This window comes from Alistipes sp. An66 (genome assembly GCF_002161445.1).
Classification (GTDB): domain Bacteria; phylum Bacteroidota; class Bacteroidia; order Bacteroidales; family Rikenellaceae; genus Alistipes; species Alistipes cottocaccae.
Genome location: NZ_NFHT01000005.1, coordinates 78,748 through 105,664, shown reverse-complemented (window position 1 = coordinate 105,664; position 26,917 = coordinate 78,748). Strand labels below are relative to the sequence as shown.

The 26,917-nt window shown below is 56.3% G+C and carries 26 protein-coding genes, 1 tRNA gene and 1 other RNA gene; 13 read left to right on the top strand and 15 right to left on the bottom strand.

From position 1 onward, the window contains the following. Positions 1 to 172: 172 nt before the first annotated feature. The 6 genes from feoB (at position 173) to B5G16_RS05320 (ending at position 7,253) form a co-directional block, all read left to right on the top strand. Positions 173 to 2,854, top strand: a complete 2,682-nt coding sequence (gene feoB / locus B5G16_RS05345) for a ferrous iron transport protein B (RefSeq protein WP_087261969.1) — start codon at positions 173 to 175, stop codon at positions 2,852 to 2,854. 3 nt (positions 2,855 to 2,857) lie between these two features. Then, positions 2,858 to 3,013, top strand: a complete 156-nt coding sequence (locus B5G16_RS13015) for a FeoB-associated Cys-rich membrane protein (protein ID WP_143260835.1) — start codon at positions 2,858 to 2,860, stop codon at positions 3,011 to 3,013. 127 nt (positions 3,014 to 3,140) lie between these two features. Beyond that, positions 3,141 to 3,512 carry a CidA/LrgA family protein gene (locus B5G16_RS05335; protein ID WP_087261965.1) on the top strand — a complete coding sequence of 124 codons (372 nt, stop codon included), beginning with the start codon at positions 3,141 to 3,143 and terminating at the stop codon, positions 3,510 to 3,512. Beyond that, positions 3,505 to 4,203: an LrgB family protein gene (locus B5G16_RS05330; RefSeq protein ID WP_087261963.1), complete on the top strand. Its 699-nt coding sequence runs from the start codon at positions 3,505 to 3,507 to the stop codon at positions 4,201 to 4,203. The genes B5G16_RS05335 and B5G16_RS05330 overlap by 8 nt, the downstream gene beginning before the upstream one ends. Positions 4,204 to 4,298: 95 nt before the next feature. After that, positions 4,299 to 5,963, top strand: a complete 1,665-nt coding sequence (locus B5G16_RS05325; RefSeq protein WP_087261961.1) for a putative transporter — start codon at positions 4,299 to 4,301, stop codon at positions 5,961 to 5,963. 102 nt (positions 5,964 to 6,065) lie between these two features. Further along, complete coding sequence (locus B5G16_RS05320; protein ID WP_087261960.1) at positions 6,066 to 7,253, top strand: pyridoxal phosphate-dependent aminotransferase; 1,188 nt, start codon at positions 6,066 to 6,068, stop codon at positions 7,251 to 7,253. Between the two features lie 269 nt (positions 7,254 to 7,522). Here B5G16_RS05320 and B5G16_RS05315 read toward each other — a convergent pair whose 3' ends face one another. The 3 genes from B5G16_RS05315 to ssrA form a co-directional block, all read right to left on the bottom strand. Further along, complete coding sequence (locus B5G16_RS05315; RefSeq protein WP_087261958.1) at positions 7,523 to 7,963, bottom strand: peptidylprolyl isomerase; 441 nt, start codon at positions 7,961 to 7,963, stop codon at positions 7,523 to 7,525. 29 nt (positions 7,964 to 7,992) lie between these two features. Then, positions 7,993 to 9,162: a formate-dependent phosphoribosylglycinamide formyltransferase gene (purT, locus tag B5G16_RS05310; RefSeq protein ID WP_087261956.1), complete on the bottom strand. Its 1,170-nt coding sequence runs from the start codon at positions 9,160 to 9,162 to the stop codon at positions 7,993 to 7,995. A gap of 148 nt (positions 9,163 to 9,310) precedes the next feature. After that, positions 9,311 to 9,713, bottom strand: a transfer-messenger RNA (tmRNA) gene (gene ssrA, locus B5G16_RS05305). Positions 9,714 to 9,837: 124 nt separating this feature from the next. Here ssrA and B5G16_RS05300 point away from each other — a divergent pair. The 3 genes from B5G16_RS05300 (at position 9,838) to udk (ending at position 13,315) form a co-directional block, all read left to right on the top strand. After that, entirely contained in the window at positions 9,838 to 10,575 is a 738-nt protein-coding gene (locus tag B5G16_RS05300; protein WP_087261954.1) for a cell division ATP-binding protein FtsE, read from the top strand. 82 nt (positions 10,576 to 10,657) lie between these two features. Further along, positions 10,658 to 12,613 (top strand): DNA topoisomerase (ATP-hydrolyzing) subunit B, encoded by a 1,956-nt coding sequence (gene gyrB, locus B5G16_RS05295; protein ID WP_087261951.1) that lies wholly within the window; start codon positions 10,658 to 10,660, stop codon positions 12,611 to 12,613. Between the two features lie 78 nt (positions 12,614 to 12,691). Further along, positions 12,692 to 13,315: a uridine kinase gene (gene udk, locus B5G16_RS05290; RefSeq protein WP_087261949.1), complete on the top strand. Its 624-nt coding sequence runs from the start codon at positions 12,692 to 12,694 to the stop codon at positions 13,313 to 13,315. Between the two features lie 93 nt (positions 13,316 to 13,408). Here udk and mutS read toward each other — a convergent pair whose 3' ends face one another. From mutS to B5G16_RS05275, 3 genes are all read right to left on the bottom strand, one after another. Further along, complete coding sequence (gene mutS, locus B5G16_RS05285) at positions 13,409 to 16,072, bottom strand: DNA mismatch repair protein MutS (protein WP_442856538.1); 2,664 nt, start codon at positions 16,070 to 16,072, stop codon at positions 13,409 to 13,411. 136 nt (positions 16,073 to 16,208) lie between these two features. Continuing rightward, positions 16,209 to 16,784 carry a uracil-DNA glycosylase family protein gene (locus B5G16_RS05280; RefSeq protein ID WP_087261944.1) on the bottom strand — a complete coding sequence of 192 codons (576 nt, stop codon included), beginning with the start codon at positions 16,782 to 16,784 and terminating at the stop codon, positions 16,209 to 16,211. Further along, positions 16,777 to 18,192 (bottom strand): ATP-dependent DNA helicase, encoded by a 1,416-nt coding sequence (locus B5G16_RS05275; protein ID WP_087261942.1) that lies wholly within the window; start codon positions 18,190 to 18,192, stop codon positions 16,777 to 16,779. Before B5G16_RS05275 ends, B5G16_RS05280 begins: the two co-directional genes overlap by 8 nt. A gap of 48 nt (positions 18,193 to 18,240) precedes the next feature. On the opposite strand from B5G16_RS05275, the gene B5G16_RS05270 reads away from it, so the two are divergent. The 4 genes from B5G16_RS05270 to B5G16_RS05255 all read left to right on the top strand — a co-directional run bounded on the left by B5G16_RS05270 (position 18,241) and on the right by B5G16_RS05255 (position 20,124). After that, positions 18,241 to 18,876: a hypothetical protein gene (locus B5G16_RS05270; protein ID WP_087261940.1), complete on the top strand. Its 636-nt coding sequence runs from the start codon at positions 18,241 to 18,243 to the stop codon at positions 18,874 to 18,876. Between the two features lie 22 nt (positions 18,877 to 18,898). After that, on the top strand, positions 18,899 to 19,468 hold the full coding sequence (locus tag B5G16_RS05265; protein WP_239405980.1) for a hypothetical protein: 570 nt from the start codon (positions 18,899 to 18,901) through the stop codon (positions 19,466 to 19,468). Continuing rightward, entirely contained in the window at positions 19,459 to 19,995 is a 537-nt protein-coding gene (locus B5G16_RS05260) for an RsmD family RNA methyltransferase (RefSeq protein WP_087261938.1), read from the top strand. The genes B5G16_RS05265 and B5G16_RS05260 overlap by 10 nt, the downstream gene beginning before the upstream one ends. A 55-nt stretch (positions 19,996 to 20,050) precedes the next feature. Then, positions 20,051 to 20,124: transfer RNA gene (locus B5G16_RS05255), tRNA-Asp, on the top strand. A gap of 215 nt (positions 20,125 to 20,339) precedes the next feature. Here the strand turns inward: B5G16_RS05255 and B5G16_RS05250 are convergent. The 9 genes from B5G16_RS05250 to B5G16_RS05220 all read right to left on the bottom strand — a co-directional run bounded on the left by B5G16_RS05250 (position 20,340) and on the right by B5G16_RS05220 (position 26,824). Then, on the bottom strand, positions 20,340 to 20,579 hold the full coding sequence (locus B5G16_RS05250; protein ID WP_143260834.1) for an HAD domain-containing protein: 240 nt from the start codon (positions 20,577 to 20,579) through the stop codon (positions 20,340 to 20,342). Between the two features lie 332 nt (positions 20,580 to 20,911). Beyond that, a complete protein-coding gene (locus B5G16_RS05245) occupies positions 20,912 to 21,427 on the bottom strand; it encodes a phospholipase D-like domain-containing protein (RefSeq protein ID WP_087261934.1) in 516 nt (171 codons plus the stop codon). A 9-nt stretch (positions 21,428 to 21,436) separates the two neighbouring features. Next, entirely contained in the window at positions 21,437 to 22,402 is a 966-nt protein-coding gene (locus B5G16_RS05240; protein ID WP_239405984.1) for a reverse transcriptase family protein, read from the bottom strand. A gap of 429 nt (positions 22,403 to 22,831) precedes the next feature. Next, positions 22,832 to 23,818: a tetratricopeptide repeat protein gene (locus tag B5G16_RS05235; protein WP_162612025.1), complete on the bottom strand. Its 987-nt coding sequence runs from the start codon at positions 23,816 to 23,818 to the stop codon at positions 22,832 to 22,834. Between the two features lie 70 nt (positions 23,819 to 23,888). Beyond that, on the bottom strand, positions 23,889 to 24,107 hold the full coding sequence (locus B5G16_RS05230) for a DUF6140 family protein (protein WP_087261928.1): 219 nt from the start codon (positions 24,105 to 24,107) through the stop codon (positions 23,889 to 23,891). A 16-nt stretch (positions 24,108 to 24,123) separates the two neighbouring features. After that, positions 24,124 to 24,252, bottom strand: a complete 129-nt coding sequence (locus tag B5G16_RS12950) for a hypothetical protein (protein WP_262481316.1) — start codon at positions 24,250 to 24,252, stop codon at positions 24,124 to 24,126. Beyond that, complete coding sequence (locus B5G16_RS12725) at positions 24,249 to 24,422, bottom strand: hypothetical protein (protein WP_162612024.1); 174 nt, start codon at positions 24,420 to 24,422, stop codon at positions 24,249 to 24,251. Before B5G16_RS12725 ends, B5G16_RS12950 begins: the two co-directional genes overlap by 4 nt. A 113-nt stretch (positions 24,423 to 24,535) precedes the next feature. Continuing rightward, a complete protein-coding gene (locus B5G16_RS13010; RefSeq protein WP_442856537.1) occupies positions 24,536 to 24,697 on the bottom strand; it encodes a YkvA family protein in 162 nt (53 codons plus the stop codon). Between the two features lie 63 nt (positions 24,698 to 24,760). Continuing rightward, positions 24,761 to 26,824 carry a hypothetical protein gene (locus tag B5G16_RS05220; RefSeq protein ID WP_143260833.1) on the bottom strand — a complete coding sequence of 688 codons (2,064 nt, stop codon included), beginning with the start codon at positions 26,822 to 26,824 and terminating at the stop codon, positions 24,761 to 24,763. Positions 26,825 to 26,917: the final 93 nt, after the last annotated feature.

Sequence of the window (26,917 nt, the reverse complement as noted above, 5' to 3'; positions counted from 1 at the left end):
GCCTCTGCAAATGGCACTCCGCAACCCGGAATGATCACGGAACGAACAGCTTTCGGGAGCCTCCTCCGCCTGCCGGTTCGCAGACCGGAAACAAAATCGAAGATACCTGCTATTCGGGATTGCCCATATCCGAATAAAATCGTATTTTTGGGCCTTGAAAAATTCGTAAAAAATGCGTCTTTCCGAACTCAAAAGCGGCGAGTCCGCCACGATCGTCAAGGTCGTGGGCCACGGCGGATTCCGACGCCGCATCATGGAGATGGGTTTCGTGCGCGGACAACGCGTCGAGGTGATCCTGAACGCCCCTCTCAAAGACCCCATCGAATACCGGATCATGGGATACGACATCTCGCTGCGACGATCCGAGGCCGAAATGGTCGAGGTCCTCTCCGACAGCGAAGCCGACGAATATCTGGCCCGACGGACCGAACGGATCCGACTGGCCGCAGCCGGAGATGAATCGCCACAAACCGATTCCGAAACACAAAAGACCGGCGACGACGGAAATGAATCCGACGACGGCTGCTCGTCGATCGAAGAGGTCCTCACGCGCCAGAGCCGGACCATTGCCGTCGCGCTCGTCGGGAACCCCAACAGCGGCAAGACGTCGCTGTTCAACGCCATCTCGGGCGGGCATGAGCACGTCGGCAATTATAGCGGCGTCACCGTCGGCGCCAAAAGCGGCTATTGCCGTTATCGAGGCTACCGCTTCGAGATCACGGATCTCCCCGGAACATACGCACTCTCGGCATACACCCCAGAAGAGCGCTTCGTGCGCCATCATCTCGCCACGAAAACCCCCGATGTCGTCATCAACTCCGTGGTGGCCTCGAACATCGAACGAAACCTCTATCTGACTACCGAACTGATCGATATAAACCCGCGCATGGTCGTGGCGCTCAACATGTTCGACGAGTTGCAGGCCAGCGGCGCACGGCTCGACTACGACAGTCTGGGGCGCATGATGGGTGTTCCGATGGTTCCGGTGGAGGCACGCAACAACAAGGGTATCAACGAATTGCTCGATACGGTGATCGACGTGTACGAGAACCGCGACGAGCGCGTACGGCACATCCACATCAACATGGGGCCGGTCATCGACGAGAGTCTCCGCAAACTCAACGGTGACATGAGTCTCCACCGCGAAGAACTGCCCAAGGCGTTTCCTCCCCGATACTGGGCCATGAAGATGCTCGAAAGCGACGCCCAGGCCGAAGAGATGCTCCGCGGCTGCGAACGATATCCCGTCTGGGCCGAGATCCGCGACCGTGAAGCCCGACGCATCGCCGAAGCCCTCGGCGAAGATGTCGAGACGGCCTTCGCCAACCAGAAATACGGATTCATCCAGGGGGCCCTCAAAGAGACCTTTACCCCCGGAAAAAGCGAGGAGGTATCCGCCACGGCACTGATCGACACCTTCGTGACGCACAAACTCTGGGGATTCCCGATCTTCTTCGCCCTGATGGGGCTCATGTTCTGGTGCACGTTCAGTCTCGGGGCATATCCGCAGGAGTGGATCGAGGCTCTGGTCGGATGGATCGGCGCGGGAGTCGACGCCCTGATGCCCGCCGGAGCGCTCCGCGACATGATCGTCGACGGAATCATCGGCGGCGTCGGATCGGTCATCGTCTTCCTCCCCAACATCATGATCCTCTACCTATTCATCGCCTTCATGGAGGATTCCGGGTACCTCGCGCGCGCCGCCTTCATCATGGACCGCGTCATGCACCGAATCGGCGTACACGGCAAGTCGTTCATCCCCCTTGTCATGGGATTCGGGTGCAACGTCCCCGCCATCATGGCCTGCCGCACCATCGAAAGCAGAAGCAGCCGCCTGATTACCATACTTATTACGCCGTTCATGTCATGCAGCGCACGAATTCCGATCTATATCCTGCTGACTACCACCTTCTTCCCGGCGAACGCCGGCGCCGTGATGCTCGGACTCTACCTGCTGGGCATCGTGCTCGCCGTCGTAACGGCCCGCCTCATGCGGCGATTCCTATTCCCCGTGGACGAAACCCCGTTCGTCATGGAACTCCCGCCCTACCGCCTCCCGACCTGGAAAACCACGCTCTCCCACATGTGGGACAAGTGTGCGCAGTATCTCAAAAAAATGGGAGGCATGATCCTCGTCGCGTCGGTCATCGTCTGGGCGTTGAGCTACTACCCCCGCACGGACAAGACCGCCGGAACCGAGGCCCACTACGAAAACTCCTACCTCGGAAGGATCGGAAAGGCCTGCGAACCGGTTTTCCAACCGCTTGGGTTCAACTGGAAGGCCGGCGTCGCCCTCCTGTCGGGTCTGCCCGCCAAAGAGATCGTCGTCTCGACGCTCGGCGTCCTCTATGCCGAAGGTCCGGAGGCCCCAGATGCGGCCGAACCGATGGTTGCCCGTGAGGACGCCGGAAGCGTTGCGGCGGTCGGCGGAGGTGCCGAAGTAGATACGGTTAAGGCCGGGATCGCAGCGGTTGGCGGAGAGACGCAGCCCGAGGTGATCGGCGGGGCGGACGGCCCGACGTCGATCGCGGTCGTCGAGGGCGCAACGGCGGACGGGCAGCCGTCGATTGCGGTCGCCGAGGGGGCGGCTGCGGCCGAAAAGCCGTCGGCGGAGCTCGCGGAAGAGGAGGAGAACGCCTCGCTGTCGCGGCGTCTGCTGGCCAGCGGCGACTTCTCGAAGGCCGCAGCGCTGGCATTCCTCGTCTTCATCCTGCTCTACGTCCCCTGCATCGCCACGGTCGTCGCCATCGGCACCGAAGCCGGCTGGAAATGGGCCGTCGCCTCGATCCTCTACAACACGGCCGTCGCCTGGATCGTCGCCTGGGTTGTCTATCACATCGCAAGCATCTTCTGATCGATGGACTGGCAGGAGTGGATCGTCGGAGCAATCCTCCTCGTCGCCGTCGTCCGGGCCGCCGTATGGGGATGGAGGCAGTTTTGCGGCCGCAAAAACGGCGGATGCGCCTCCTGCTCCGCAACGGAATGCCCGCTCAAAGCGAGAAATCGAAAATAAATTTGCGTTTGCGTTTCCCATGCGCTATCTTTGCCGCCCGAAAACGGCGGACCTACTCCCGAAGCCGGCTCCGCAGAGTCGGCTTCCGCGTTGACAAAGACCCCGTTCGTAACCAATTCGCGTTTTCATGACCGGACTCTTCTTCATCCTCTTCTTCTGGCTGCTGGGAAATGCGCTCTCCCTGCTCACCGGAGGCTATGTCTCCGGAAACATCATCGGCATGATCCTCCTCTTCGCATCGCTCTGCCTGCACTGGGTCAAGCCCGAAACCGTAAGACCCGCCGCAAAATTCCTCCTCGGAGCCATGGCCCTCTTCTTCGTCCCCTACGGCGTCGGACTCATGGACTCCTACCGCGTCATCCTCGAAAACCTCTGGGCCATCCTCGTCTCCGGAATCGTATCGACGATCCTCGTGCTGCTCGTCGCCGGAAAGACCTTCCAGAGCCTGAACCGAAGGGCCCGTCTCCGTCATATCAAACAACTCCGTCACGATGCTTGACCGTTCGTTCCTTACCTCGGACCTCTTTCTGCTGACGCTCACCGTCGGGCTCTACTGCCTCGGCGGGCTCGTCTACCGCCGCGTGCGGGTGCCGCTGCTCCACCCCGTACTGCTGACCTTCGTCGCCGTGATCGTCTTCCTGAAATGCACGGACATCGACTACCCCCGCTATCAGCAGGCCACCGGTGCGCTCAACTTCGCCCTCGGGCTCTCGGTCGTCGCACTCGGCTACCTCCTCTACGAGCAGGTCGAACGGCTGCGCGGCAGTCTGCTGCCCGTCGGTGCGGCAACCCTCGCCGGATGCGTCGTCGGCGTGTTGAGCGTCGTCTACATCGCCATGGCATTCGGTGCCGAACGGCAGATCCTGAACTCCATCGCCCCGAAATCGGTTACGGTGCCCATTGCCGTATCGGTCGCCGGACCCCTCGGAGGCAACGTCTCCGTCACCTCCGTCGTGGTCTTCTGCGTCGGAATCTTCGGCAGCATCTTCGGCGAATGGATCCTCCGCAAGTGCGGCGTCCGAGACCCCGAAGCCCGCGGATTCGCACTCGGCGCCGCAGCCCACGGAATCGGTACCGCACGCGCCATCGAAATCGGAGCCGTCGAGGGGGCGTTGAGCGGTCTGGCCATGGCCCTCATGGGACTGGCCACCGCCCTGCTGATGCCCCTCATGGAACGGCACCTCTACTGATCGGAAAAATCGGAGCGAAAAGTTTTTAAATTTCTGTCAAAACAACTACTTTTGCACCAATCCTCCACGAAACTAAACTCGTTCCGCCTCAAACTATGGATTGGTTGTACTCCCTGTTCTTCGGCAGCAGCGTCGCACACGCCGTGCTGACCTTCGCTCTCGTCATCACGGTCGGCATTCTCCTCGGCAAGATCAAAATCAAGGGCGTGTCGCTCGGCATCACCTGGATCCTCTTCGTCGGGATCATTTTCAGCCACTTCGGAATGACCGTCGACAACGACGTCCGCCATTTCGTCCAGGAATTCGGCCTGATCCTCTTCGTCTTCTCGATCGGATTGCAGGTCGGCCCCGGATTCTTCGCCTCGTTCAAACACGGCGGAATGACCCTCGTGGGGTGCGCCACGGCAATCGTCCTGCTCGGCGTGCTCACCGCCTACATCATCCACGTCGCAACCGGCACCCCCATTCCGACCATGGTCGGGATCCTCTCCGGAGCCGTCACCAACACCCCCGGACTCGGCGCCGCGCAGCAGGCATACGCCGACGCTTCGGGCGTCAACGACCCCTCGATCGCCCTCGGATACGCCGTCGCATATCCGCTCGGCGTCGTCGGAATCATCCTCTCGATGATCTTCATCCGCTATGCCCTGCGCGTCGACTTCAAGAAGGAGGACGAGGGGCTCGCCGAACTCGCCAACGAGCAGAAGCTCGCCGAAAAGGTCTCCGTCGAATTCACCAACCAGATCATCGAGGGCCGCAGCGTCGAGTATGTCCGCGATCTGGTCAACCGCCAGTTCGTCATCTCCCGCGTGATGCACCCCGACGGCTCCATCACGATGGCCGACACCGACACGAAAATCCACCTCGGCGACCGGCTCTGGGTCATCTGTCAGGCCGAAGATGTCGAAGCCGTCGTGGCATTCCTCGGACACCGCGTCGAGCTTACCGACGAGGACTGGGGAAACAACACCCCCAACGCCGAACTCATCTCCCGGCGCATCCTCATCACCAAATCGTCGATCAACGGCAAGAAATTCTCCGACCTCCGCCTGCGCACCAAATACGGAATCACGATCACCCGCGTGAACCGCGCCGGTATGGACCTCATCCCCTATCAGGGGCTCGAACTCCAGGTCGGCGACCGCGTCATGGTCGTCGGACCCGCCAAATCCGTGGCCAAAGTCGCCGACGTCCTCGGAAACTCCCTCAAAAAACTCGACCATCCCAACCTGATCACCATCTTCGTCGGAATCGCACTCGGCGTATTGCTCGGCTCGATCCCCCTGATGAACGTTCCCCAGCCCGTCAAACTCGGCCTCGCCGGCGGACCGCTCATCGTCGCCATCCTCATCGGACGCTTCGGAACCCACTTCCATCTGGTCACCTACACCACCGCAAGCGCCAACCTCATGCTCCGCGAAGTCGGCATCGCCCTCTTCCTCGCCGCCGTCGGAATCGGAGCCGGAGACGGATTCGTCGAAGCCGTCGTCAACGGCGGGTATCGCTGGATCGGATACGGGTTCATCATCACCGTCGTCCCGATCCTCATCGTCGCCATCATCGCCCGACTCCGGTTCAAAATGAACTACTACACCCTCATGGGTCTGATCGCCGGATCCACGACCGATCCCCCCGCCCTCGCATACGCCAACGCTACGGCCGGAAACGACATGCCCGCCGTCGGTTATTCGACCGTTTACCCCATGGTCATGTTCCTGCGAGTGCTCACGGCACAGATATTCATTCTCTTCGCCTTATGATAAAATTGCGGCTCCGGCCGCTTTTTTTATTCCTATAATTTTTTAATATCACCCGAATTCCCTATCTTTGCGCAAAGCGCATAATCCCAAAACAGAAACAGTATGGCAAAAGCAGTCAACATCGCCCGGTCGCACCGGCTGGACGGAATCGGAGAGTACTATTTCTCGCGCCGCCTGCGCGAAATCGCCGAAATCGAGGCGGCAACCGGTCGCCAGATCGTAAAACTTGCCATGGGTAGCCCCGACCTTCCGCCCCATCAGTCCGTCATCGACCGGCTGGCAAAAGAGGCCCAAAGACCCGATGTACACAAGTACATGTCCTATCAGGGTGAACCCATCCTCCGCAAAGCCTTTGCCGACTGGTATAAAAAATGGTATCACGTCGACCTCGACTTCAAGTCCGAAGTATATCCCCTGATCGGCTCCAAGGAGGGTATCATGCACATCTGCATGACCTTCCTCAATCCCGGCGACAAGGTCCTCGTCCCCAATCCCGGATATCCGACCTACTCCGCAGGCGTGAAACTCGCCGGCGGCGTCATGGTCCCCTACGCGCTCAACAAGCAGACCAACTTCTACCCCGATTTCGAGGCCATCGAAAAGGCCGGGCTCGACGGCGTGAAGATGATGCTCGTCAACTATCCCAACATGCCCACCGGTCAGGTCGGCTCCATGGAACTCTTCGAGAAGATCATCGACTTCGGCGCCAAGCACAATATCCTCATCGTCCATGACAACCCGTACAGCTTCATCCGCAACTCCGCAGGACCGCTCTCGATCATGGCCGTCGAGGGTGCCAAGGAGGTAGCGCTCGAACTCAACTCCCTCTCGAAGGGACACTCGATGGCCGGATGGCGCGTCGGCGTACTGGTCGGCAAGGCCGAGTGGCTCAAAGACGTCATGACCTTCCGCAGCAACATGGACTCCGGCATGTTCTACCCCATTCAGGCCGCCTCGGAAACTGCACTGTCGCTCGGCGAGGAGTGGTACAAGGAACTCAACGAGATCTACTACGGCCGCGAACGTCAGGCCTACGAACTGCTCAACGCCCTGGGGTGCCATTACCGCGAACATCAGGCCGGTCTGTTCGTCTGGGCCGAGCTCCCGGAGGATTACGAGGGCGACAGCTTCTCGTTCTCCGACGAGGTGATGGAGAAGACCGACGTCTTCCTGACCCCGGGTGCCATTTTCGGCTCGGAAGGCAAGCGCTACATCCGCATCACGCTCTGCTGCCCCGAGGAGTTGCTCAAAAAGGCTACCGACAAGATCAAGGCCGCGTTCGGAAAATAGACCCGGCCTTCGGGTTCCGATCATCCGTCAGCCGTCCTCATCCGGGACGGCTGATTTTTTTCGGAAGGGAAGGGAGGAAAGGGTGACGGAAGGGCCGGTCGGAAGAGAAGACCCGTAAAGAGTCGTCCGGAGGAGGTTGCGGTCGGCACGGATCCGAAAAAACACGAAGGTCCGAAAAGTGCATCCGGAGGGGTGTCACCGTCGGCCCGGGAACGAAAAAACCACCCCGATGCAATCGGAGTGGTCGCTATGCGGTCCGGAGTTCGGGGTTACTCCCGCACGATGCGGATCGTGAAGATCCGGTCGCCGCGCCGGATGTCGTCGATCACGTCCAGCCCCTCGACCACCTGGCCGAAGCAGGTATGCACGCCGTCGAGGTGCTGCGTGTTCTCCCGGTTCAGGCAGATGAAGAACTGCGAACCCCCGGTGTCCTTCCCGGCGTGGGCCATCGACAGCACGCCCCGGTCGTGGCGCTGACGCGGCGCCGAGGTCTCGCACTTGATCGTATAGCCCGGACCGCCCGTGCCGTCGCCCCGCGGGCAGCCGCCCTGGATCACGAAATCCGGGATCACCCGGTGGAAGGTCAGCCCGTCGTAGAAGCCGTGTTCGGCAAGGTCCACGAAGTTGGCCACCGTACCCGGCGTCGCGTCGGCGTACAGTTCGGCCTTCATCGTCCCCTTTTCGGTCTCAATGATTGCGTAGGTTTTCATGCGCTGTATCTGTTTAGAGGATTCGTTCGTCATTCGGTGACCTTCACCCGCTCGGCCGCAGCCTTCACCCGCGTGCGGAGCGCGTCGAGATCGCTCCCGTGCGGCTCGTAGCCCACGACAACGCCCATGCGGCGGTTGATGCGCGCCGAGGGTTTGCCGAAGATCCGGATATCGGTGCGCGGATTGTCGGCCAGGGCCGCCTCGATGCCCTCGTAGTGCGGCGTCTGCGTGGCCACCGGCGAGAGGATCACCGCGCTGGCTCCCATCCGCTCGAAGGTGATCTCCGGGATCGGAAGCCCCAGCACGGCCCGCAGGTGCAGCTCGAACTCATTGAGGTTCTGCGTCCCGGCCAGCGTCACCATGCCCGTATCGTGCGGGCGAGGCGACAGCTCCGAGAAGTAGACGCCGTTCTCGTGGCTCAAAAAGAACTCCACGCCCCAGAGTCCGGCCCCGGTCAGCGCCTCGGTCACCGCAGCGGCCATGCGCTGCGCTTCGGCCAGATGTTCCGGCGCGATGTGCGGCGACTGGAAGCTCTCGCGGTAGTCCCCGCCCTTCTGCACGTGGCCGATCGGCGGGCAGAAGAGCGTCGGACCGTTCTTCTGCGTCACGGTCAGCAACGTGATCTCGCTGTCGAAGCGGATGAACTCCTCGACGATCAACTCGCGGATGTCGCCCCGCGACCCCTCGCAGCCGTAGTGCCAGGCGTGTTCCACCTCTTCGGGGCCCTTCACGACCGACTGGCCCTTGCCCGAGGAGGACATCAGCGGCTTCACCACGCACGGATAGCCGATCCGGTCGGCCGCCGCACGCAGTTCGTCCAGCGTCGTGGCGTAGAAATAGCGCGCCGTCTTCAACCCCAGATCCCGGGCCGCCAGGTCCCGGATTGCCTTGCGGTTCATCGTGTAGTTCACGGCACGCGCGCTCGGCACCACCTGAATGCCCGCACGCTCGAAGTCGTAGAGCCGTTCGGTGCGGATCGCCTCGATCTCCGGAACGATCACGTCCGGGCGGTGTTTCGCCACGGCCGCAGCAAGCGCATCGCCGTCCAGCATGTCGAAGACCTCGAAGCCGTCGGCAACCTGCATGGCCGGAGCCCCGGCGTATTTGTCGCACGCTATGACCGTCTGGCCCAGACGCTGGGCCGCAATCATGAACTCCTTGCCCAGCTCCCCGGAGCCCAGCAACAATATTTTTTTCATCGGTACGGTAGTTTTTATGATTCGCAACGCAAAGATAGCATTTTTTCCCGATCGGCGGCGCCGTTTCGGGAAAATCCGGAATTCAGGCAGACCGCACGTAAAGCAAAAACCGGCATCCCCCTTCTGTTCAGGAAGATGCCGGTTTCGTTCGTGGAGGTGGCGGGAGTCGAACCCGCGTCCAAACAGGGAACCCGAAAGCTTTCTACACGCTTATCTGCCGTTTCGTCCTCCTCCCCGGGTCTGGCAGGCAGCAACCCAACCCGGAGCCCAGTCCCTTGATTTTCGCACACCGGCCGGGACTTCCGGTGCACTATCCCCAAATGAATGATACCCCGTATGGAGAGCCGTTAAGGAGCGGAACCGCCCTCCGGGATACTCGTCGCCAGAACTCCTGGGTCCCGGCGATTAAGCCAATTTTCCTGGAAAATTAGGCAGCGAGTGCGTAGCTGTTATTGCCATTTATAGTTCGAGCGTCGGGATTTACGAGCCGCCACACAGCGCTCGGCGTGCTTACAATCAAACTCTGCCTGCTGTCAAAACCGGGCACCCCCAGTTTCTCCGGACCGAAAGCCGACCGTAGACTCCGCAAAGATAATACATTTTTTCCGTTTTTTCCCGCCGCAGATCCCGTTCCGGATATTTTTCTTATCTTTGACTCGGAAAACCGATACTGTCATGGACAACCAATATGTCGTAAAACTCCGCGACGTGGCCATCTACCACGCCGACGATCCCTTCGGAAGCGTCTCCGAGAAAAAACTCCTCCAGCAGGGCGAGATGGTCCTCTCGGACGTAAACCTCACGGTCCGACCCGGAGAGTTCGTCTACCTGATCGGCCGCGTCGGAAGCGGGAAGAGCTCCCTGCTGAAAACCCTCTATGCCGAATTGCCGCTGCTGACCGGAAAGGGGTATGTCGCAGGGTTCGATCTGCGCGGACTCCGGCGCCGGGATATTCCCTATCTGCGCCGCCGCATCGGCATCGTCTTCCAGGACTACCAGCTCCTCACCGACCGCAACGTCTTCATGAATCTCTACTATGTGATGAAGGCCACCGGATGGAAACACGAACACGAGATTCGCGAACGCATCGACAAGGTGCTCGGACTGGTGGAACTCGGCGCCAAGAGCTACAAGATGCCCTTCGAACTCTCCGGAGGAGAGCAGCAGCGCCTGGTCATCGCCCGCGCGTTGCTCAACGACCCGCAGGTGCTGCTGGCCGACGAGCCCACCGGAAACCTCGACCCCGTGACGGCCGACGGCATCATGAAGCTCTTCCGCCGGATCGCCGAGAACGGATGCGCCGTCGTCATGTCCACCCACAACACCGCACTCATTGAGAACTACCCCGCCCGCGCCGTCCTCTTCGCGCAGGGAAAGATCCGCGAGGTCGATCTCGCTGCCGAACTGGCGTAATTTTAACCCCGCGGCGGCGTTCCGCTCTATTGGATTATCCGAAACTTTTTCGTACATTTGTACGATATTTCAAAACGACGAAATGAGTACCGAACAAGAAAACGTTAAGAAACAGGAAGAAGCATATTCCGCGTCGAACATCCAGGTCCTCGAGGGCCTTGAAGCCGTGCGCAAACGTCCCGCCATGTACATCGGCGACATCGGCGAGAAGGGGCTCCACCACCTCGTCTACGAAGTCGTCGACAACTCCATCGACGAGGCCCTCGCCGGATACTGCACCGACATCGACGTCACGATCAACGAGGACAACTCCATCACCGTCAAGGACAACGGCCGCGGTATCCCGACCGACTTCCACGAAAAGGAGGGCAAGTCCGCCCTCGAAGTCGTCCTCACGGTGCTCCACGCCGGAGGTAAGTTCGACAAGGGAAGCTACAAGGTTTCCGGAGGTCTCCATGGCGTCGGCGTATCGTGCGTCAACGCCCTCTCGACGCTCCTCATCGCCGAAATCCACCGCGACGGCAAGATCTTCCGACAGTCCTACTCCAAAGGCAAGCCCACGTCGCAGGTCGAGATCGTCGGAGAGTGCTCCGACCGCGGTACGATCGTCACCTTCAAGCCCGACGCCGAAATCTTCACCCATACCACCGAGTACAAGTACGACATCCTCGCCAACCGGCTGCGCGAGTTAGCCTTCCTGAACAAGGGAATCCGGCTCAACCTCTACGACCGCCGCCCCGACGAGGAGGGCAAACTCCGCGAGGACCACTTCCACTCCGAAGAGGGATTGAAGGAGTTCGTCAAGTATCTCGACGCCACGCGCGGAACCCCCATCATCGAGCAGATCATCTACCTCGACACCGAAAAGAACGGCGTACCCGTCGAGGTCGCCATGCAGTACAACGACTCCTTCTCCGAAAACGTACACTCCTACGTCAACAACATCAACACCATCGAAGGCGGTACGCACCTGACGGGCTTCCGCCGCGCCCTGACCCGAACGCTCAAAAAGTACGCCGAGGATTCGGGCATGCTCGCCAAGTTGAAGTTCGACATCAACGGCGACGACTTCCGCGAGGGTCTGACGGCCGTCGTCTCGGTGAAGGTCGCAGAACCCCAGTTCGAGGGGCAGACCAAGACCAAGCTCGGAAACGACGAGGTTTCGGCCGCCGTCGACCAGGCCATGGCCGCAGCCCTGGGAAACTACCTCGAAGAGAACCCCAAGGATGCCCGCGCCATCGTCCAGAAGGTCATCCTCGCAGCCACGGCACGCCACGCCGCACGACATGCCCGCGAACTCGTCCAGCGCAAGACCGTACTCTCCGGATCGGGACTCCCCGGAAAACTCGCCGACTGCACGAGCCGCGACCGCTCCGTCGCCGAGATCTTCTTCGTCGAGGGTGACTCCGCAGGCGGTACCGCCAAGTCGGGCCGCGACCGCAACTTCCAGGCCATCATGCCGCTGCGGGGTAAGATCCTGAACATCGAGAAGGCCCAGGAGCACAAGATGTGGGAGAACGAGGAGATCAAGAACATGTTCCTCGCCCTGGGCGTCAAGATCGGTACCGAGGAGGACTCCAAGGCCCTGAACCTCGAAGGGTTGCGTTACGACAAGATCATCATCATGACCGATGCCGACGTCGACGGAAGCCACATCGCAACGCTCATGCTGACCTTCTTCTTCCGCAAGATGAAGGAGCTCATCGAAAACGGCCACGTATACATCGCCACCCCGCCCCTCTACCTCGTCAAGAAGGGAAAGCAGGAGCGTTACTGCTGGACCGAAAAGGAGCGCGACGAAATCACCGCCGAATTCGGAAAGGGCGCCCACGTCCAGCGATACAAAGGTCTCGGCGAGATGAACGCCCACCAGTTGTGGGAGACCACGATGAACCCCGACACGCGCATCCTGCGTCAGGTGAACATCGAAAATGCCGCCGAAGCCGACCGCATCTTCTCGATGCTCATGGGCGACGACGTGCCGCCCCGCCGCGAATTCATCGAACGCAACGCCCATTACGCCAACATCGACGCTTAAACCTACGGAAAAGGACTGCCCCCGCTGCGGGCGGTCCTTTTTTAAACCATCAGACCACCCTAAAACCACAGACACCCCATGAAAGTTACGGTTATCGGAGTCGCCGGAGGTACCGGATCGGGAAAATCAACCCTCGTGAAACGCCTGCAAGAGGCATTCGAGGGCGACGACGTGGCTACGCTCTGCCACGACTACTACTACAAGGCGCATCCCGAACTCACCTACGAGGAGCGCACGAAGCTCAATTACGACCATCCCCAGGCATTCGATACCGAGATGCTCGTCGAGCACATCAAGGCGTTGAAAAACAACGTCCCGATCGAACATCCCGTCTATTCGTTCGTCGAGCACGACCGCATGCCCGAAACCGTCTGCGTGAAGCCCTCGAAGGTCATCATCGTCGACGGAATCCTCATCTTCGAAAACAAGGAGCTGCGCGACCTGATGGACATCAAGGTCTATGTCGATACGGATGCCGACATCCGGCTCGCACGGCGCATCCTGCGCGACGTCTGCGAGCGCGGACGCACCATGCAGTCCGTCATCACGCAGTACACCTCCACGGTGAAGCCCATGCACGACGAATTCGTCGAACCCTCGAAGAAGTATGCCGACGTCATCATCCCCGAAGGCGGGTTCAACTCCGTGGCCGTCACGATGCTCATCCAGAGCATCCGTTCGCTGATCGAGCGCAACAAATAGCGGAGACAGCCCCAAACAAGGAAAACCCCCATCCTGACGATGCAGGATGGGGGTTGTTTTTCAGCATGCGGAGCGTCCCGGCCCCCGGCGGAATCAGAGTCCCGTGATCTTCTTGATCTCGTTCAGCTTGTTCAGCGCCTCCAAAGGCGTCAGCGCGTTGATGTCGATCCCCTTGATCTGGTCCCGGATCTGCACCAGAACCGGGTCGTCCAGCTGGAACATTGACAGCTGCATGCTCTGCGGAAGACCGCTCTCCGCAGCCTCCTTCACCGCCTGCGCCGCCGACTTCTTCCCCCGATCCTTCAAACTGCGGCTCGGAACGATCTCGTTGTTGCCGTAGACCAGTTCCAGGTTCCGGAGAATCTCGTCCGCACGCGAAACCACCGACGCCGGCATGCCCGCCATCCGCGCCACGTGGATACCGAACGAGTGCTCCGTACCGCCCCGTTCCAGCTTCCGCAGAAAGACGATCCGGTTGCCCATCTCCTTCACCGAAACGTGGAAGTTCTTCACCCGCGGGCACATCTGCTCCATCTCGTTCAACTCGTGGTAGTGCGTCGCAAAGAGCGTCTTGGCACGCGCCGTCGGATGGTTGTGCAGGTACTCGACCATCGCCCACGCGATCGAAATGCCGTCGTAGGTGCTCGTCCCGCGGCCGATCTCGTCCAGCAGCACGATGCTCCGGTCCGAAATGTTGTTCAGGATGCTCGCCGATTCCAGCATCTCCACCATGAAGGTCGATTCGCCCTGCGAAATGTTGTCCGAGGCACCCACGCGCGTGAAGATCTTGTCCACGACGCCGATATGCGCCGACTTGGCCGGAACGAACGAGCCCATCTGCGCCATCAGGATGATCAGGGCCGTCTGGCGCAGCAGCGCCGACTTACCCGACATGTTCGGACCCGTGATCATCATGATCTGCTGCTTCTGGTCGTCCAGCATCACGTCGTTCGGGATGTACTCCTCGCCCACGGGCATCAGCGTCTCGATCACCGGGTGGCGCCCCTGTTTGATCTCGATCCGCTTCCCCTCGTCGAGTACCGGACGCACGTAGCGCCGCTCGACGGCCAGCCGCGCGAACGATTGCAGGCAGTCGATGCGCGCCACCACCGCGGCATCCCGCAGCATCGGCGTCAGCGACCCGCAGATGAAGGCCAGGATGTCGGCATAAATCCGCTGTTCCAGGATGAGCATCTTCTCCTCCGCGCCGAGAATCTTCTCCTCGTACTCCTTCAACTCCTCGGTGATGTAACGCTCGGCGTTGGTCAGCGTCTGCTTCCGGATCCAGGTCTCCGGGACCTTGTCCTTGTGTGCGTTGCGCACCTCGATATAGTAGCCGAAGACGTTGTTGTAGCTGATCTTCAACGACGGAATGCCCGTCGCCTCGCTCTCCCGCTGCTGGATCCGCGCCAGGTAGTCCTTGCCGTGCAGCGCGATGCGGCGCAGGTCGTCCAGTTCCGGATCCACACCGTCGGCAATCACGCCGCCCTTCTGGATCTGGTTGTTCTGCGGGTCGGGGTAGATCTCCCGCGCAATGCGCTCCCGGACATCCGCCAGCACGTCGATCCCTTCCGACAGGGTGTGCAGGCGGGCGTCGTCCGTGGAGTCCAGCGCGGCTTTCAGGGTCTCGATCGCCGCGAGCGAATTCTTCAACTGGACCAGCTCCCGCGGCGTGACGCGCTGCGCGGCGATCCGTCCCGCAATCCGTTCCAGATCCCCCACCAGCGACACCTGCTCGCGGATCACCTCCGACAGATCCGCATCCTTCGTGAAGCGCTCCACCACGTCCAGACGTTCGTTGATCCGGGCCGGGTCCTTGATCGGCATGGCGATCCAGCGCTTCAAGAGACGGCCGCCCATCGGCGTCAGCGTGCGGTCGATGACGTCCGCGAAACTGCACTTCTCGCGCGCCCCGTTCGAGGAGAAGAGTTCCAGATTGCGGATCGTGAACTTGTCGACCCACACGTAGTCCTCCTGGTCGATGCGCGAAATCGACGCGATGTGGCCCGTATCGCGGTGTTCGGTGAATTCCAGATAGTAGAGAATCGCCCCCGCAGCCGAGATGCCGCTCGTGAAGTGGTCGACGCCGAAGCCTTTGAGCGACGTCGTGCCGAACTGTTTGCACAGTTTCTCGCGGTTGACTTCCTCCGAGAAAACCCACTCGTCGAGTCGGTAGGTATAGAGCCGCGACCCGAAGGATCCCGTGAAACGATCCTCGTAACCGCGCTGATAGACAACCTCTTTCGGTTGAAGGTTCGACAGTAGCTTGTCCACGTAGGCGTCCGTGCCCTCGGCCACGTAGAACTCGCCCGTCGAGATATCCAGAAACGACACGCCCGTCGTCTGGCGGCCGAAGTAGATCGCGGCGATGAAGTTGTTCTCCTTGTTGGCCAGAATGTTGTCTCCCAACACGATACCCGGCGTAACCAGTTCGATGACGCCCCGCTTGACGAGCCCCTTCACCAGTTTCGGGTCTTCGAGCTGCTCGCAGATCGCAACCCGCTCGCCTGCGCGGACCAGTTTCGGAAGGTAGGTGTCGATGGCATGGTAAGGGAATCCCGCCAGTTCGACGTAGGAGGCTGCGCCGTTGGCCCGGCGGGTGAGCGTGATGCCCAGGATGCCGCTTGCCTTGATCGCGTCCTCGCCGAACGTCTCGTAGAAGTCTCCCACGCGGAAGAGCAGAATGGCGTCGGGATGCACCGCCTTGATCGAATAATACTGCTTCATCAAAGGCGTCTCGACGTATTTCCGGTCGATATTCTTATCTGTTTTCTTATCTGTGGCCAAAGCAAAGGAGTGTCTGTTTCTTCTACAAAGATAGGGCTTTTTCGGATGCCGTGCAAAGCCCCGGGGCGAATTTTTTTCGCTCCGAACGCCCTTGCGGATCCCGGGATCAAAAGATGCCGACAGAGGTGAAGAGACGCCGGTAGAACGCCGCCTTCCACTCCACCGGGCGCGGGAAGGCCCGCGACGTCGAGGGCATGCGCCAGATCTTCAACATCCGGCCCCCGAACCCGGTCTCGCACCACGCCCCGACCGCCGGAGGTTCGCATCCCAGAATCCGGCACAGTGTTTCGGCCGCCTTCCCGCCCGTGGCGGCGATCGTCCGGCAATCCGGAATTTGGGCCAGGAGCGTCCCGAGATCCACCTCGCGGACTACTTGAAGTGACGCGTCAGATGCATTATCGTTCAGTCGGATGATCTCTTCCGATGTGTCGTAGAGTGCGATCCCTTGCGTCCGGCAATAGGCCTCGATCCGCACCTGGTCGAAACGCCGTCCGTCCGCAGTCAGAAAGTGCCGCGGGTCGCCCGTCGCCAGGCAGCCCACGATCCGCCACATGTCGTTTTGGAGATTCGGGTAGAAAAACTCCATCGACCACCGTTTCCGCTGCGGAGGAAAACTCCCCAGCATCAGAAGGCGCGCCGTGGGCGGCAGAAAGGGCCGCAAGGGATGTTGTTCGCTATTCATAAAAGGTTTTGTCGAAATTGACCAGGTAGAGCCGCTCCGTCGCCCGCGTCAGCGCCGTATAGAGCCAGCGCAGCAGGTCCCGCGTCATCGGCTCCTCGCCGAACAGGCAACGGTCCACAAAGACCGCACGCCACTGGCCGCCCTGTGCCTTATGGCACGTCACGGCGTAGGAGAACTTGATTTGAAGGGCGTTAAAGTGCGGATTCTCACGTATTTCCCGGAACCGTTTCAACTTGCTCCGGATCTCCGTGTAGTCCTTCTCCACCTCGTAGAACAGTCGCGTGGACTCCTCACGCGTCAGCGACGGAGACTCCGACGTGAGCGTATCGAGCAGCAGCTTGCACTCGATCTCCGTATCCTCGTAATCCGGGAACTCGACCACCGCATCCGCAAACCGGAAACCGTAGAACTCCTCGAAACGACGGATCCGTTTCAGCCGCGCAATGTCGCCGTTCGCAATGAAGTTCATCGGGCAGTTCTCCGTATGTTCCGGAAAATAGTAGTTGTTCTTGACGATCATCAGCATGTCCCGGCTCTCGATCTCCTCCTCGGCGTAGAGCACGTTCCGGCGGATACCTTCATTATAACGGTTCGCTCGGCGGTTCGAGCGCGTGATGACGATCGTCTCGTCCCGTCCGTAACGGTCGTAGCAATCCTGCAACTTTTCCAGAAATTCCCCGCCTTCGAGCGCCTCGATATCCGGGTAGTTCAGGTCGAAGTGCGGAATCTCGCACAGACCGTTTTCCAGCATGCACCGAACGAGCGTCGCATTGAACAGGATCCCCGATTCCGACTCCTGGCGCACCACCTCGTCCAGCGTCGCGTACTCGACATCACCGTAGGCCGACAGCGTCGACGGGTCCAGCGCCGGGCTGAAATCGCTCCCCACGGGCGGCAACTGCGCACTGTCGCCGACCAGAATCAGCCGGCATCCCCGACCCGAACGCACGTAGTCCACCAGATCCGAAAGCAGGGACCCGCTGCCGAAAACCGCTCCGCCCGACGTCGTGTCCGAGAGCATCGACGCCTCGTCCACGATGAAGACCGCACCCCGTTCCGGATTCGGGTTGAGCGTGAATTTCGATTCGTAATCCGCATTCGTCCGCTCCCGGTAGATCCGCTTGTGGATCGTCAGCGCCTTCTCCCCCGCATACCGTGCAAGCACCTTCGCCGCACGCCCCGTCGGGGCCAGCAGCACAGGCTTGATACCCTCCTCCTTCAACGCGCCGACCACCGCCGCTATCAACGTCGTTTTCCCTGTCCCCGCATAGCCGTTCAACACGAAAATACGCGAAAAATCATCCCCCGAAAGGTATTCGGACAACTTTTCTATGATTTTTTTTTGCCCGGGGGTTGTTTCGAAACAAATTTTACCGTAAATTTGGGTCGCGATATGTGTGCTGAACATGTGTCGATGAGTTACGGTGCAAAATTAATAACAAATATCTTTTTTAAAATGAAAAAACTCTTTCAAATCATCCTTGCCGTTGCCATCATCGGACTGGTTTACGTCATCTACGACCAGATCGCTACTCCGATTCGGTTCGAACAGGAAACCAAAGACAAAAAAGCACAGGTCATTGAACGACTCAAAGACATCCGCACCGCTCAACGGGCTTTCAAAACCAAATATCAGCGCTTTACCGCCAGTTTCGACACCCTCGAGGCGTTCGTCCTGAACGATACCCTCGAACTCGAACGCAAGATCGTCGACGAGGATGACTCCGTCGCTATGGCCATGCTGAAAAAGTCCGGTCGCAAGAACGTCGAAAAGTTCAAGATCGCCGTGATCGACACCATCTTCGCGCCCAAGAAACTCTCGCGTGAAGAGGTCGAGGCATTCCGATACATCCCCGGAACCGACAACAAGGCACAGTTCATCATGGAGGCCGGTATCCTCACCACCGAATCCAAGGTCGTGATCCCCGTCGTGGAGTGCCGCGCTCCCTACAAGATGTTCCTCGATACGGTCGCATACCGGCAGGAGGTCATCAACCTCATCGACGACGAGGAGAACAATTTCAACCGTTATGCCGGTCTGAAATTCGGTTCCATGGACGGCGGTAACAATGAAGCCGGAAACTGGGAATAAGCCGATCCAGGCCCAAAACAAGGTGTCCATTCAGCTGTCGTTGGATGGACACTCTTTTTCACCCTCCCCGCTTCCCGAGCGGGCCGGGGGCGAGGATGGCGTATGGGTGGAACTGATCAGTCCCCGGACGATGCTGGTCCCGGAATCCCTGTTCGACCCCCAGACCGGCCGGGAACTGCTCGCCGCAAACGGAACGCCCGCAACGGCCGACGAGCGGATCGTATGCTCCGAAGTCCGGGAAGGTGCCGTGGCCGTCATGCCCGTAGCGGGTGAGGTGCTGCAACAGATCGAAGCAAAATACCCCGCAAATATCCGATTCACCTCTCCCCTGCTCCACCGCCCCGCAGAGAGCGGGAAGTGCGTCTGGATGGCCCGGTGGGGAAAAGTGCTCTATATAAAGATATATCGGGAAGGAGTGCTGCTCCTCGCCGAGGCAATCGAGGCGGAAACCGATGACGATCTGCGCTACTTCGTGGAGCGGCTCAATGGGACTTTCCCGCTGGCGGAGTTCGAACTCCGTGCGGCCGGAGAGGAGGCCGGGAAACTCCGGAAACGGATCGGTAAAATCTTTGCCCGGGCAATATGCGAATAATCAGCGGAAAATACAAGGGCCGGACCATCAATCCGCCCCGCAACCTGCGGGCAAGACCTACCACGGACTTCGCCAAGGAGAATCTGTTCAACGTATTGTCCAATCTGATCGATTTCGAAGAGTGCGACGTGCTGGATCTCTTCGCCGGGACCGGATCGATCAGCTACGAATTCGCCTCGCGCGGCGCACGCAGCGTGACCGCCGTGGAGATCAACCCCGTGCACTATCACTTCATCCGGCAGACGGCCGGAACGTTGGGATTCGAAAACTTCTATCCGGTCAAGGCGAACGTATTCCTCTATTTGAAGAGTTGCAGCAAACAGTTCGACGTGATCTTCTCCGACGCTCCATACGATCTGGAAGGCAGTGAACGGGTCATTCAGGAAGTGATGGAGGGCGATCTGCTGCGTCAGGGAGGGTTATTGATCTTCGAACACTCCAAGAAGATGGATTTTTCGGATTACAGGGGATTCTGGCAATTAAGAAGTTACGGAAGCGTGCAATTTTCTTTCTTCAAAAAAGCCTGAAACGCTTGTCAATTCAAAAAATTGCACTATCTTTGCACTCGCAATACCAGAAAACGGTGCGTTAGTTCAGCTGGTTAGAATACGTGCCTGTCACGCACGGGGTCAGGGGTTCGAGTCCCCTACGCACCGCTAAAATTAGGTGTAAATCAAGTAGTTACGAGATTTACACCCAATTTTTATGTCTTAAATCGTGAAACTTTAATTTATTTTCTCAAGTTTACAATCAAAATTCAGACACAACAATCGATCGCTATTTTGCTCTCTGAACAAATTGGATAAAATAGCGATCGATCTTTATTTAGGTGGTAGTGCGGAAAGTTCATATCAGAGGAAATCATTTTGAGCTATTTTAATACGACCATCGCTTTTCGGGCATCTACCGGCGTTAGGCCTGTTTCCGGATTTATTCGGACCAGCCGGGATGCCTGCCGCTGCAGGAAATCCTCCTCATCATCCAAAATGACATAAGATGCATCCGGCTCGGCATGTCGGGTCAGCCACTCGGCAATCTCAAGCCCCCGGCAACCCGGTGTGAACCCCATAAACGGTTCTTCCTGCGGAGAAGTGTGATAGGCGCCGTACATGTAAAACGGGGTTATGTCGGCAACCACTCCGAGGCTCTCTGGACAATGGTGTCAGCAATCATCTTGTCAAAGGTTCATTCTCATACAGAACCATAATAAAGACAAAACTGTTGCTTGACAGGATCGTAGACATGAGGCAGATATTGCGCACCATCTGTCAATGCCAATAGTTTGGGAGATTTACACCTTGGAATTCTGCCCCAAGGTGTACACGATCTTTATCTCGTATCATCCTCCATTTCCAAATCACAAAGGCGCTGGCCCTTTTCTAATCAAGGCAACCTGGCATCAATACATTATATGATGCACTTTAATATGTGGACAATATCCTGTTAGTTCCGAATCCTGTCGCTGCAAAAACCTTTTCGTCGGCATTTGCTGCAGTGGAGGCCGTGCCATACGGCATCAAACTGGTCTGCGGCAGCATCAACCAGCGCAGGGACGTCGGTCAGGATCCCCGCTTCGAAATTACGGGTTGTCGAGCCTTTCATGCCAAGTCCGGCTCCGGTCAGATTGGCCGAACCGATATAAGCCACTTCACAGTCAAAGATCAATATCTTGAAATGGACGCGCGGACACAGCTTCCGCTCCAATCGGCTCCACAGCAGCGGGTATTTGTCGAAATCGTCGGCAAAATTCCGACCGGGCTCTTTGGCATGAAGCAAGCGCACCTCGACTCTCTGGCGAATCTGACTTTCCAATACTTTCAGTAGAGGAACCGATGTCAAACCTTCTTTCACATATAGGTCTTTGATGTCGGCCGTACCTATCCAGAGGCATTGTCGGACACTGCGGATGCGTTCGACCACTTCGGCATAGTGGGCTTCATCTTGAATGTAACGGATCATGGAGAACTCTTATGAAATGCTTGTTCGTTCTTCGGCTTTCGCTATCCGAACCAGCCGTCTGAATCGGTTGCGATAACCGACGACAGTCGGATCCTCCCGCCCCTTGACCATGGCGAGGTAGTTGATTTTACCGTAGATGACCGTTTTCAGACTTTTGCCGGTTCCCTGGCTGAAGTCGCGACTGTAAATTAACCGGGCCTGTTCGTACCCGTAGTGCTCCCACAAGTGAAGCAGCGTGCGTAACCGCTTGATGTAGTTCTTCGGGACGTTTACTTTTTCGCCGACAGTCAGTCCAGTGACCTCCAATCGTTCGCCCTTGACGCTTACTTTCGTCTTGCGGTCGTTGATCTTCAGGCCGTACTCTTCGATGATCGTGCGAACCCGCTCCATAAAGAACGGGGAGAAACGGCGTATGGGACGGTCGTGGCTGAAGGTAATGTCATCGGCATAGCGCGTATAATTGTATCCGTGTGCCCCTGCAAATGCCGCCAACCGTCGGTCCAAACCCTTCAAGACGATATTCGACAATACCGGAGAGGTCGGAGCTCCCTGCGGCAGCACCTCGATCCCGGACTGGTTCGGTATGGTGCAGAGACTGCAAATCAGGCTGCGAACCTCGGACGAAGGAATCCGGTCGGCGAGTTCCCGCTCCAGTGCGCGGCGAACCCTTGCTTTCGTGATGCTCGGGAAGAAGTTTTCCAGATCGAGGTTGAGTACACAGTTCTGGTGCAAGTGACAGCGGGCATTGGTCGCGACGCTTCGGTCCGTCACGAATCCCATGGCTGCATCCGAGGGCTGGAAGAGTGTCTGCAACATCGTCCCAAGAGCCCGTTGTACTGCTTTCAGCGGTTGGACTGGCGCGCAGATCAACCGGGTGCCGCCGGTCTTCTTGGGGATGGTGAACTCCACATAGGAAGCTGCACGGACACGTGCGGGCAGAAAGTGTCGGACGGTCCGTTCCGGTCGATCGGTCATGGCCCAGCAATCATTTAAATAACCGCAAGTGTGCAGGATCTCGAAAAAATCGGGCAGATCATTTATTTTCGGCCACTCTTCGGCTGATACTCGTAGGCGAGCCATGGTGAATGATAAAAAGTCCCTTGAAAAATCCGATCCGCCTTTCGTGTGTGTCAGAGGTAAAGGCTGCGGCCAGGTGCGCACGAGGGAAGGAGTGCACTTTGCATCATGGACGGCAAAGCCGGAGATGATGTCCGTAGTGCATGACGACCGAGGGCGTGCATGGGCACAGCCGCAAAAACAGACTTTGGCGGCGTTCCGACCAAAGTCGGAACGAAGTCTGCCGGATACAGCAGACAGGTTGCAAAGTGTCGGATCGGATTTTCAAGGAACGGTTTAAATTTTTGTTATCCCTACAGGCAGGGTGTCAGTAGTTCGGCGGGTTATTTACCAGTCGGGGTGCCCGTCGTAGTATATCGTTCTGATACTTTTGTATATTAGGAGCAGGCTTCCATTTTTAAGCGAACTTCCGACTGCCGCAATATGCTCTGTTGTCGGCTCAACCTGGTTTTCAATCAAAAAGCACCGTTTCACTTGTTGCAGGGCCGGTTCATATCCGCGGATGCAGCTGCATGAATACCAGCGTGTTGCGATAGCGATTCGAGGCGAGCGGTTAGGGCGATTGTCATCCCATGGCAACAGGTCCCCGTAATTATGTTCCCAAAAATCGCCGCACATATAGGTACAAATTCCTATTACATCTTTTTTAATTCCCTTTTTCAAATACTTGAGCGCTGTTTTGAAATCGCCGGCATCCATGCATTGTTGTGCATATACAGCACACAGATATTCAACCGCTGCAGCATACCCCTGTTTGGCAGCAGCTTCCAGGTAGGTCCGGGCCTCTTCATAGTCATTGAACGATTCATATAGCCTTCCCAATGTATATTGTGCCGGCGCATAGCCGCCATTGGCACTTTGCGCCAATAGGCGAATTGCCTGCTCCGATTCCTCTTCGGTCTCATCATCATTGCCTGTTCGTATCCGATAGCATTCGTAGTATTCATACGCTGCTTCGACATAATTGCTCGCACGGAGAAAACACCGCTCGGCCTGCTTCAAATCGAGAGGCAACCCGCCTCGCCCCTCTTTGTAACAGAGCCCGAGATAATAGTCTCCCAGCGTATACCCATGCTCCGCAGCGCGTTTGTACCATATCACAGCCTGCGGTTCATCGAGATGTTCCTCGCAAAAATTGCCCACACAAACTTCTGCTTCGGAAAGCCCCTGCTCTGCCGCCTTACGAGCCCAATCAATCCAGTCGTAGGGTCTCCCCTCGTCGGGATGCTCGCAATAGTACAGCGCCAAATCCCATTGGGCGGCTGCATCACCCTGTTCGGCACGTTGTTTCAACAATTCGAATTGGTTTTCCATCATGCAGATATTAAAGAAACGCCCCGGGTACGGCTGGTGGGGTAGCCCAAGGCGGCTCCGAAGTTGCATCCTACCCGATCCTTGTCACATCGAGATAACCCATATGACAGGCTCCGGCCCGTTTCAGATCGAGTCCATAAATACGCATAAATGCCGCGGCGACATCATTGCCGCCATTCGAGGTCAGCGGGTTGTACCCCGTCGTCGGGATCTCGACGCTCATTCCTTTTTCCAAGCGAATGCCGCCTACATTGGCGCTTCGCTTTACCGTAACTTTGAACAGTGCCATAGCTCAATTATTTAAGTTAATTATTCGACTGATTTGTTTTTGCATTATTGAAGTCTTTTTTTGCAGAATCCAGGGTCTTCTTACCGGCAATAATAAGAATGATTGCAGTTGCAACCTTCATCACACCTTTTACAATGTCATTCATGGCCTGGAATTTTTATTGGGAATCATACTATCTACCAACCAGTCGATAGCTTTACATATATTATCGCCTAATTTTTCGCCGACACCGGTTAGTTTTTTTAATGCTTCGTTCCCTACAGTTTTGATTACATTTTCTGAATTTACCTCTTTAGGTAACAATTCATTTTCCATAGTTTTGTGGATTTATAGTTATTACGCAACTACCTTGTAAACCAATAAAGCGATGAGCACCAGAATCATCACTATTACTATCCCTCCGAAAAGAAGGATATATTTCAGTACCTTCAGTATGGCAGACAAAGTCGCATTGGATTCTGCGTATAAGTCTGCAATAGATTCAAAGCCGAGGTTCCCAGCACCAATATGTCGTCGGCCCAACCGGCAATTGGTAAAACATCGGGCGCTATATCGATGGGGGATAAACTGTACAATATCGCCAGTACCATCCATGCCCATGCCCATCCGCTTCCAGTCGATTTTTCTCCTACTTGATTATTCATCTTTAATTATTATTTGTTTTTACTCTTCTGCTTTTTTATGTGTTTCTCCAATTGGTTAGCGACATTTTCCAATAAAGCATTAGCTTTTTTTGTCAGTTTTTGTCTGCCAGATACTCTTGACAATTGTTCTCCACTTCCTATTTTTGCCGTTCCTTGTATCAAGTTTTTTTCCAACTCTTCGGCCCGAGACTTATCGATGTTGTATTTGATTCGGATGCGCTCCAACATGCGACGCTCCTTTTCATCGATTTGTCCATCGTCCTCCAGACAGAATCTTACCTCTTCCAGATATGCTGCTTCATCGGCTGTTTCGCAGTTGTTGTTTGAAGGTGTGTTTTCCGGTATCGTTGTCACACTCGGTTTTTCCTCGTTGCCCGAATCGTCGATCAATTGTTCCAAAGGTGCAAAGTCGATTTCCAGTTCCCAGGTAGCGGAAGCATTTTGTTCAAAAGTTTCTGTGGCTTCATGCTCCAACGATGCGTCGATATGAAGAATCAATGCCTTAAAGTCGGCCTTGAGTTTTTGCTCCTGTATCTTTGTTAGTGAAGATGAACTCTTGCTTGAGATTCTAAGTTTATGGTGCAAAAGTCCATCTTTGCGTTCATCAAAAAGTCGTTGCCAACTCGACTCATTTGGATACCACACCAAGCCATCAGGAATATAAGGTTTTTTTGTCGGCCCATAGGTAGACTCCGTACCATACTCGTTCAGCAGAGATTCGTAGCTTGACTCATCTCGTGTCAAGTCGGCATTCCCTTTCAACGAGTTGATTTTTGCATTAATGTTGGTGTCTATATTTGTATGAGACTTTCGGTTTGTAGAGTTCTCAAGATTTTTGGTGTCCGAAATGGTTATGCGCGTAGCTCCCATTGCCTGCAATACCCGACGCAATTCGTCCATCTTGTCCTTGAACAATTCGAATTCACTCGTCTCATAGGGAATATAGTAATCATCTATAAATGGATGCTTGATGTATAGAACATGTTCCTGAGGATGTCCCATCGGGAAATGAATGGTCTCCGGCAGCTCTTGAGGTAATACGATTATTGCATTGGACTCCAAATAAGACAATGAATCGTCAATCACAAGGAACTGGCGTTTTTTCGAAGGCATCGAAAGAAAGCTATCGGCAAAAGACAATGCTTTATTTTTCAGCTCATTGCGTAATCTATGATCGATTTTACTCTTCTCCGTATGATTCATGCTGGCGCGTATACAGCGAAGACTTTCGTATTTATCGTATACGTCGGACTTCTCTCCGAGCAACATGCCTTTGAGAAAATAAATCTCTGCAATATGCGCCCCTTCCGAATATCGTTGCAAATACGTTTCGCACATATTCATTGCGTATTCGCCGAGTTCCTTTGATGTTGAAGAATTATGGCCGGAAGTATTTTTTTCTGTTTCGTAAAAATCGAAGCACCTTTTTATTATTGCTTCAAGATAGAGTTCTTTTATTTCTTCGTTGGGGAGATTGGAGAGTATCTTCTCATATTGTTTATAGACTGACTGCATTTGTTCGATGCTTTTAATATCTCGTATTGTTTGAAGATATTGCATCTTCTGCTCGTCCGAATTCTCTTTAATTACCTCAACAAGCTCGTTTAAATTCTCTATAAAACTATTAGATATATCGTGATCATCATCATAGCGCGCTATTGTTGCTAATGGGATCCAAAAAGTATTTCCATCAACTAATTGTATCCTTCCTGACCATACTATATCAATGTCTTCCCATCGCACTCTTAAATGACGACCATCATTTGTACTAAAACAAATATAATGTGTACTAATTACGAAGTATACATACTTCAATTTTTTGCATTCAAGTCTAACATCTCGGTATGCCACATAATAAATAACCTCATTTTCATTAAGATTATAGAATTTCCTTGCTTGATTCTGTTTGTCAAGAGAAATTTTAGGGTATTCATATATATGAGGGTGAAAATCAAACAAACGTCTCCCTATATCAGATAAATAGCCTCCCCCAAATAAATAATCGAGAACACCAGTTCTACCCTCTATTAAACTATAAAAGAGCCATTCTTTTAAAATGTCGTCATTGGTCATAAAACTTATTATTTTGAAAGTTATTTAAGTTAGTAGTCGTATACGTCATTAGCTGTATTGGCTGATAGCTGTTTAATTAAATGTGCTAAAAAA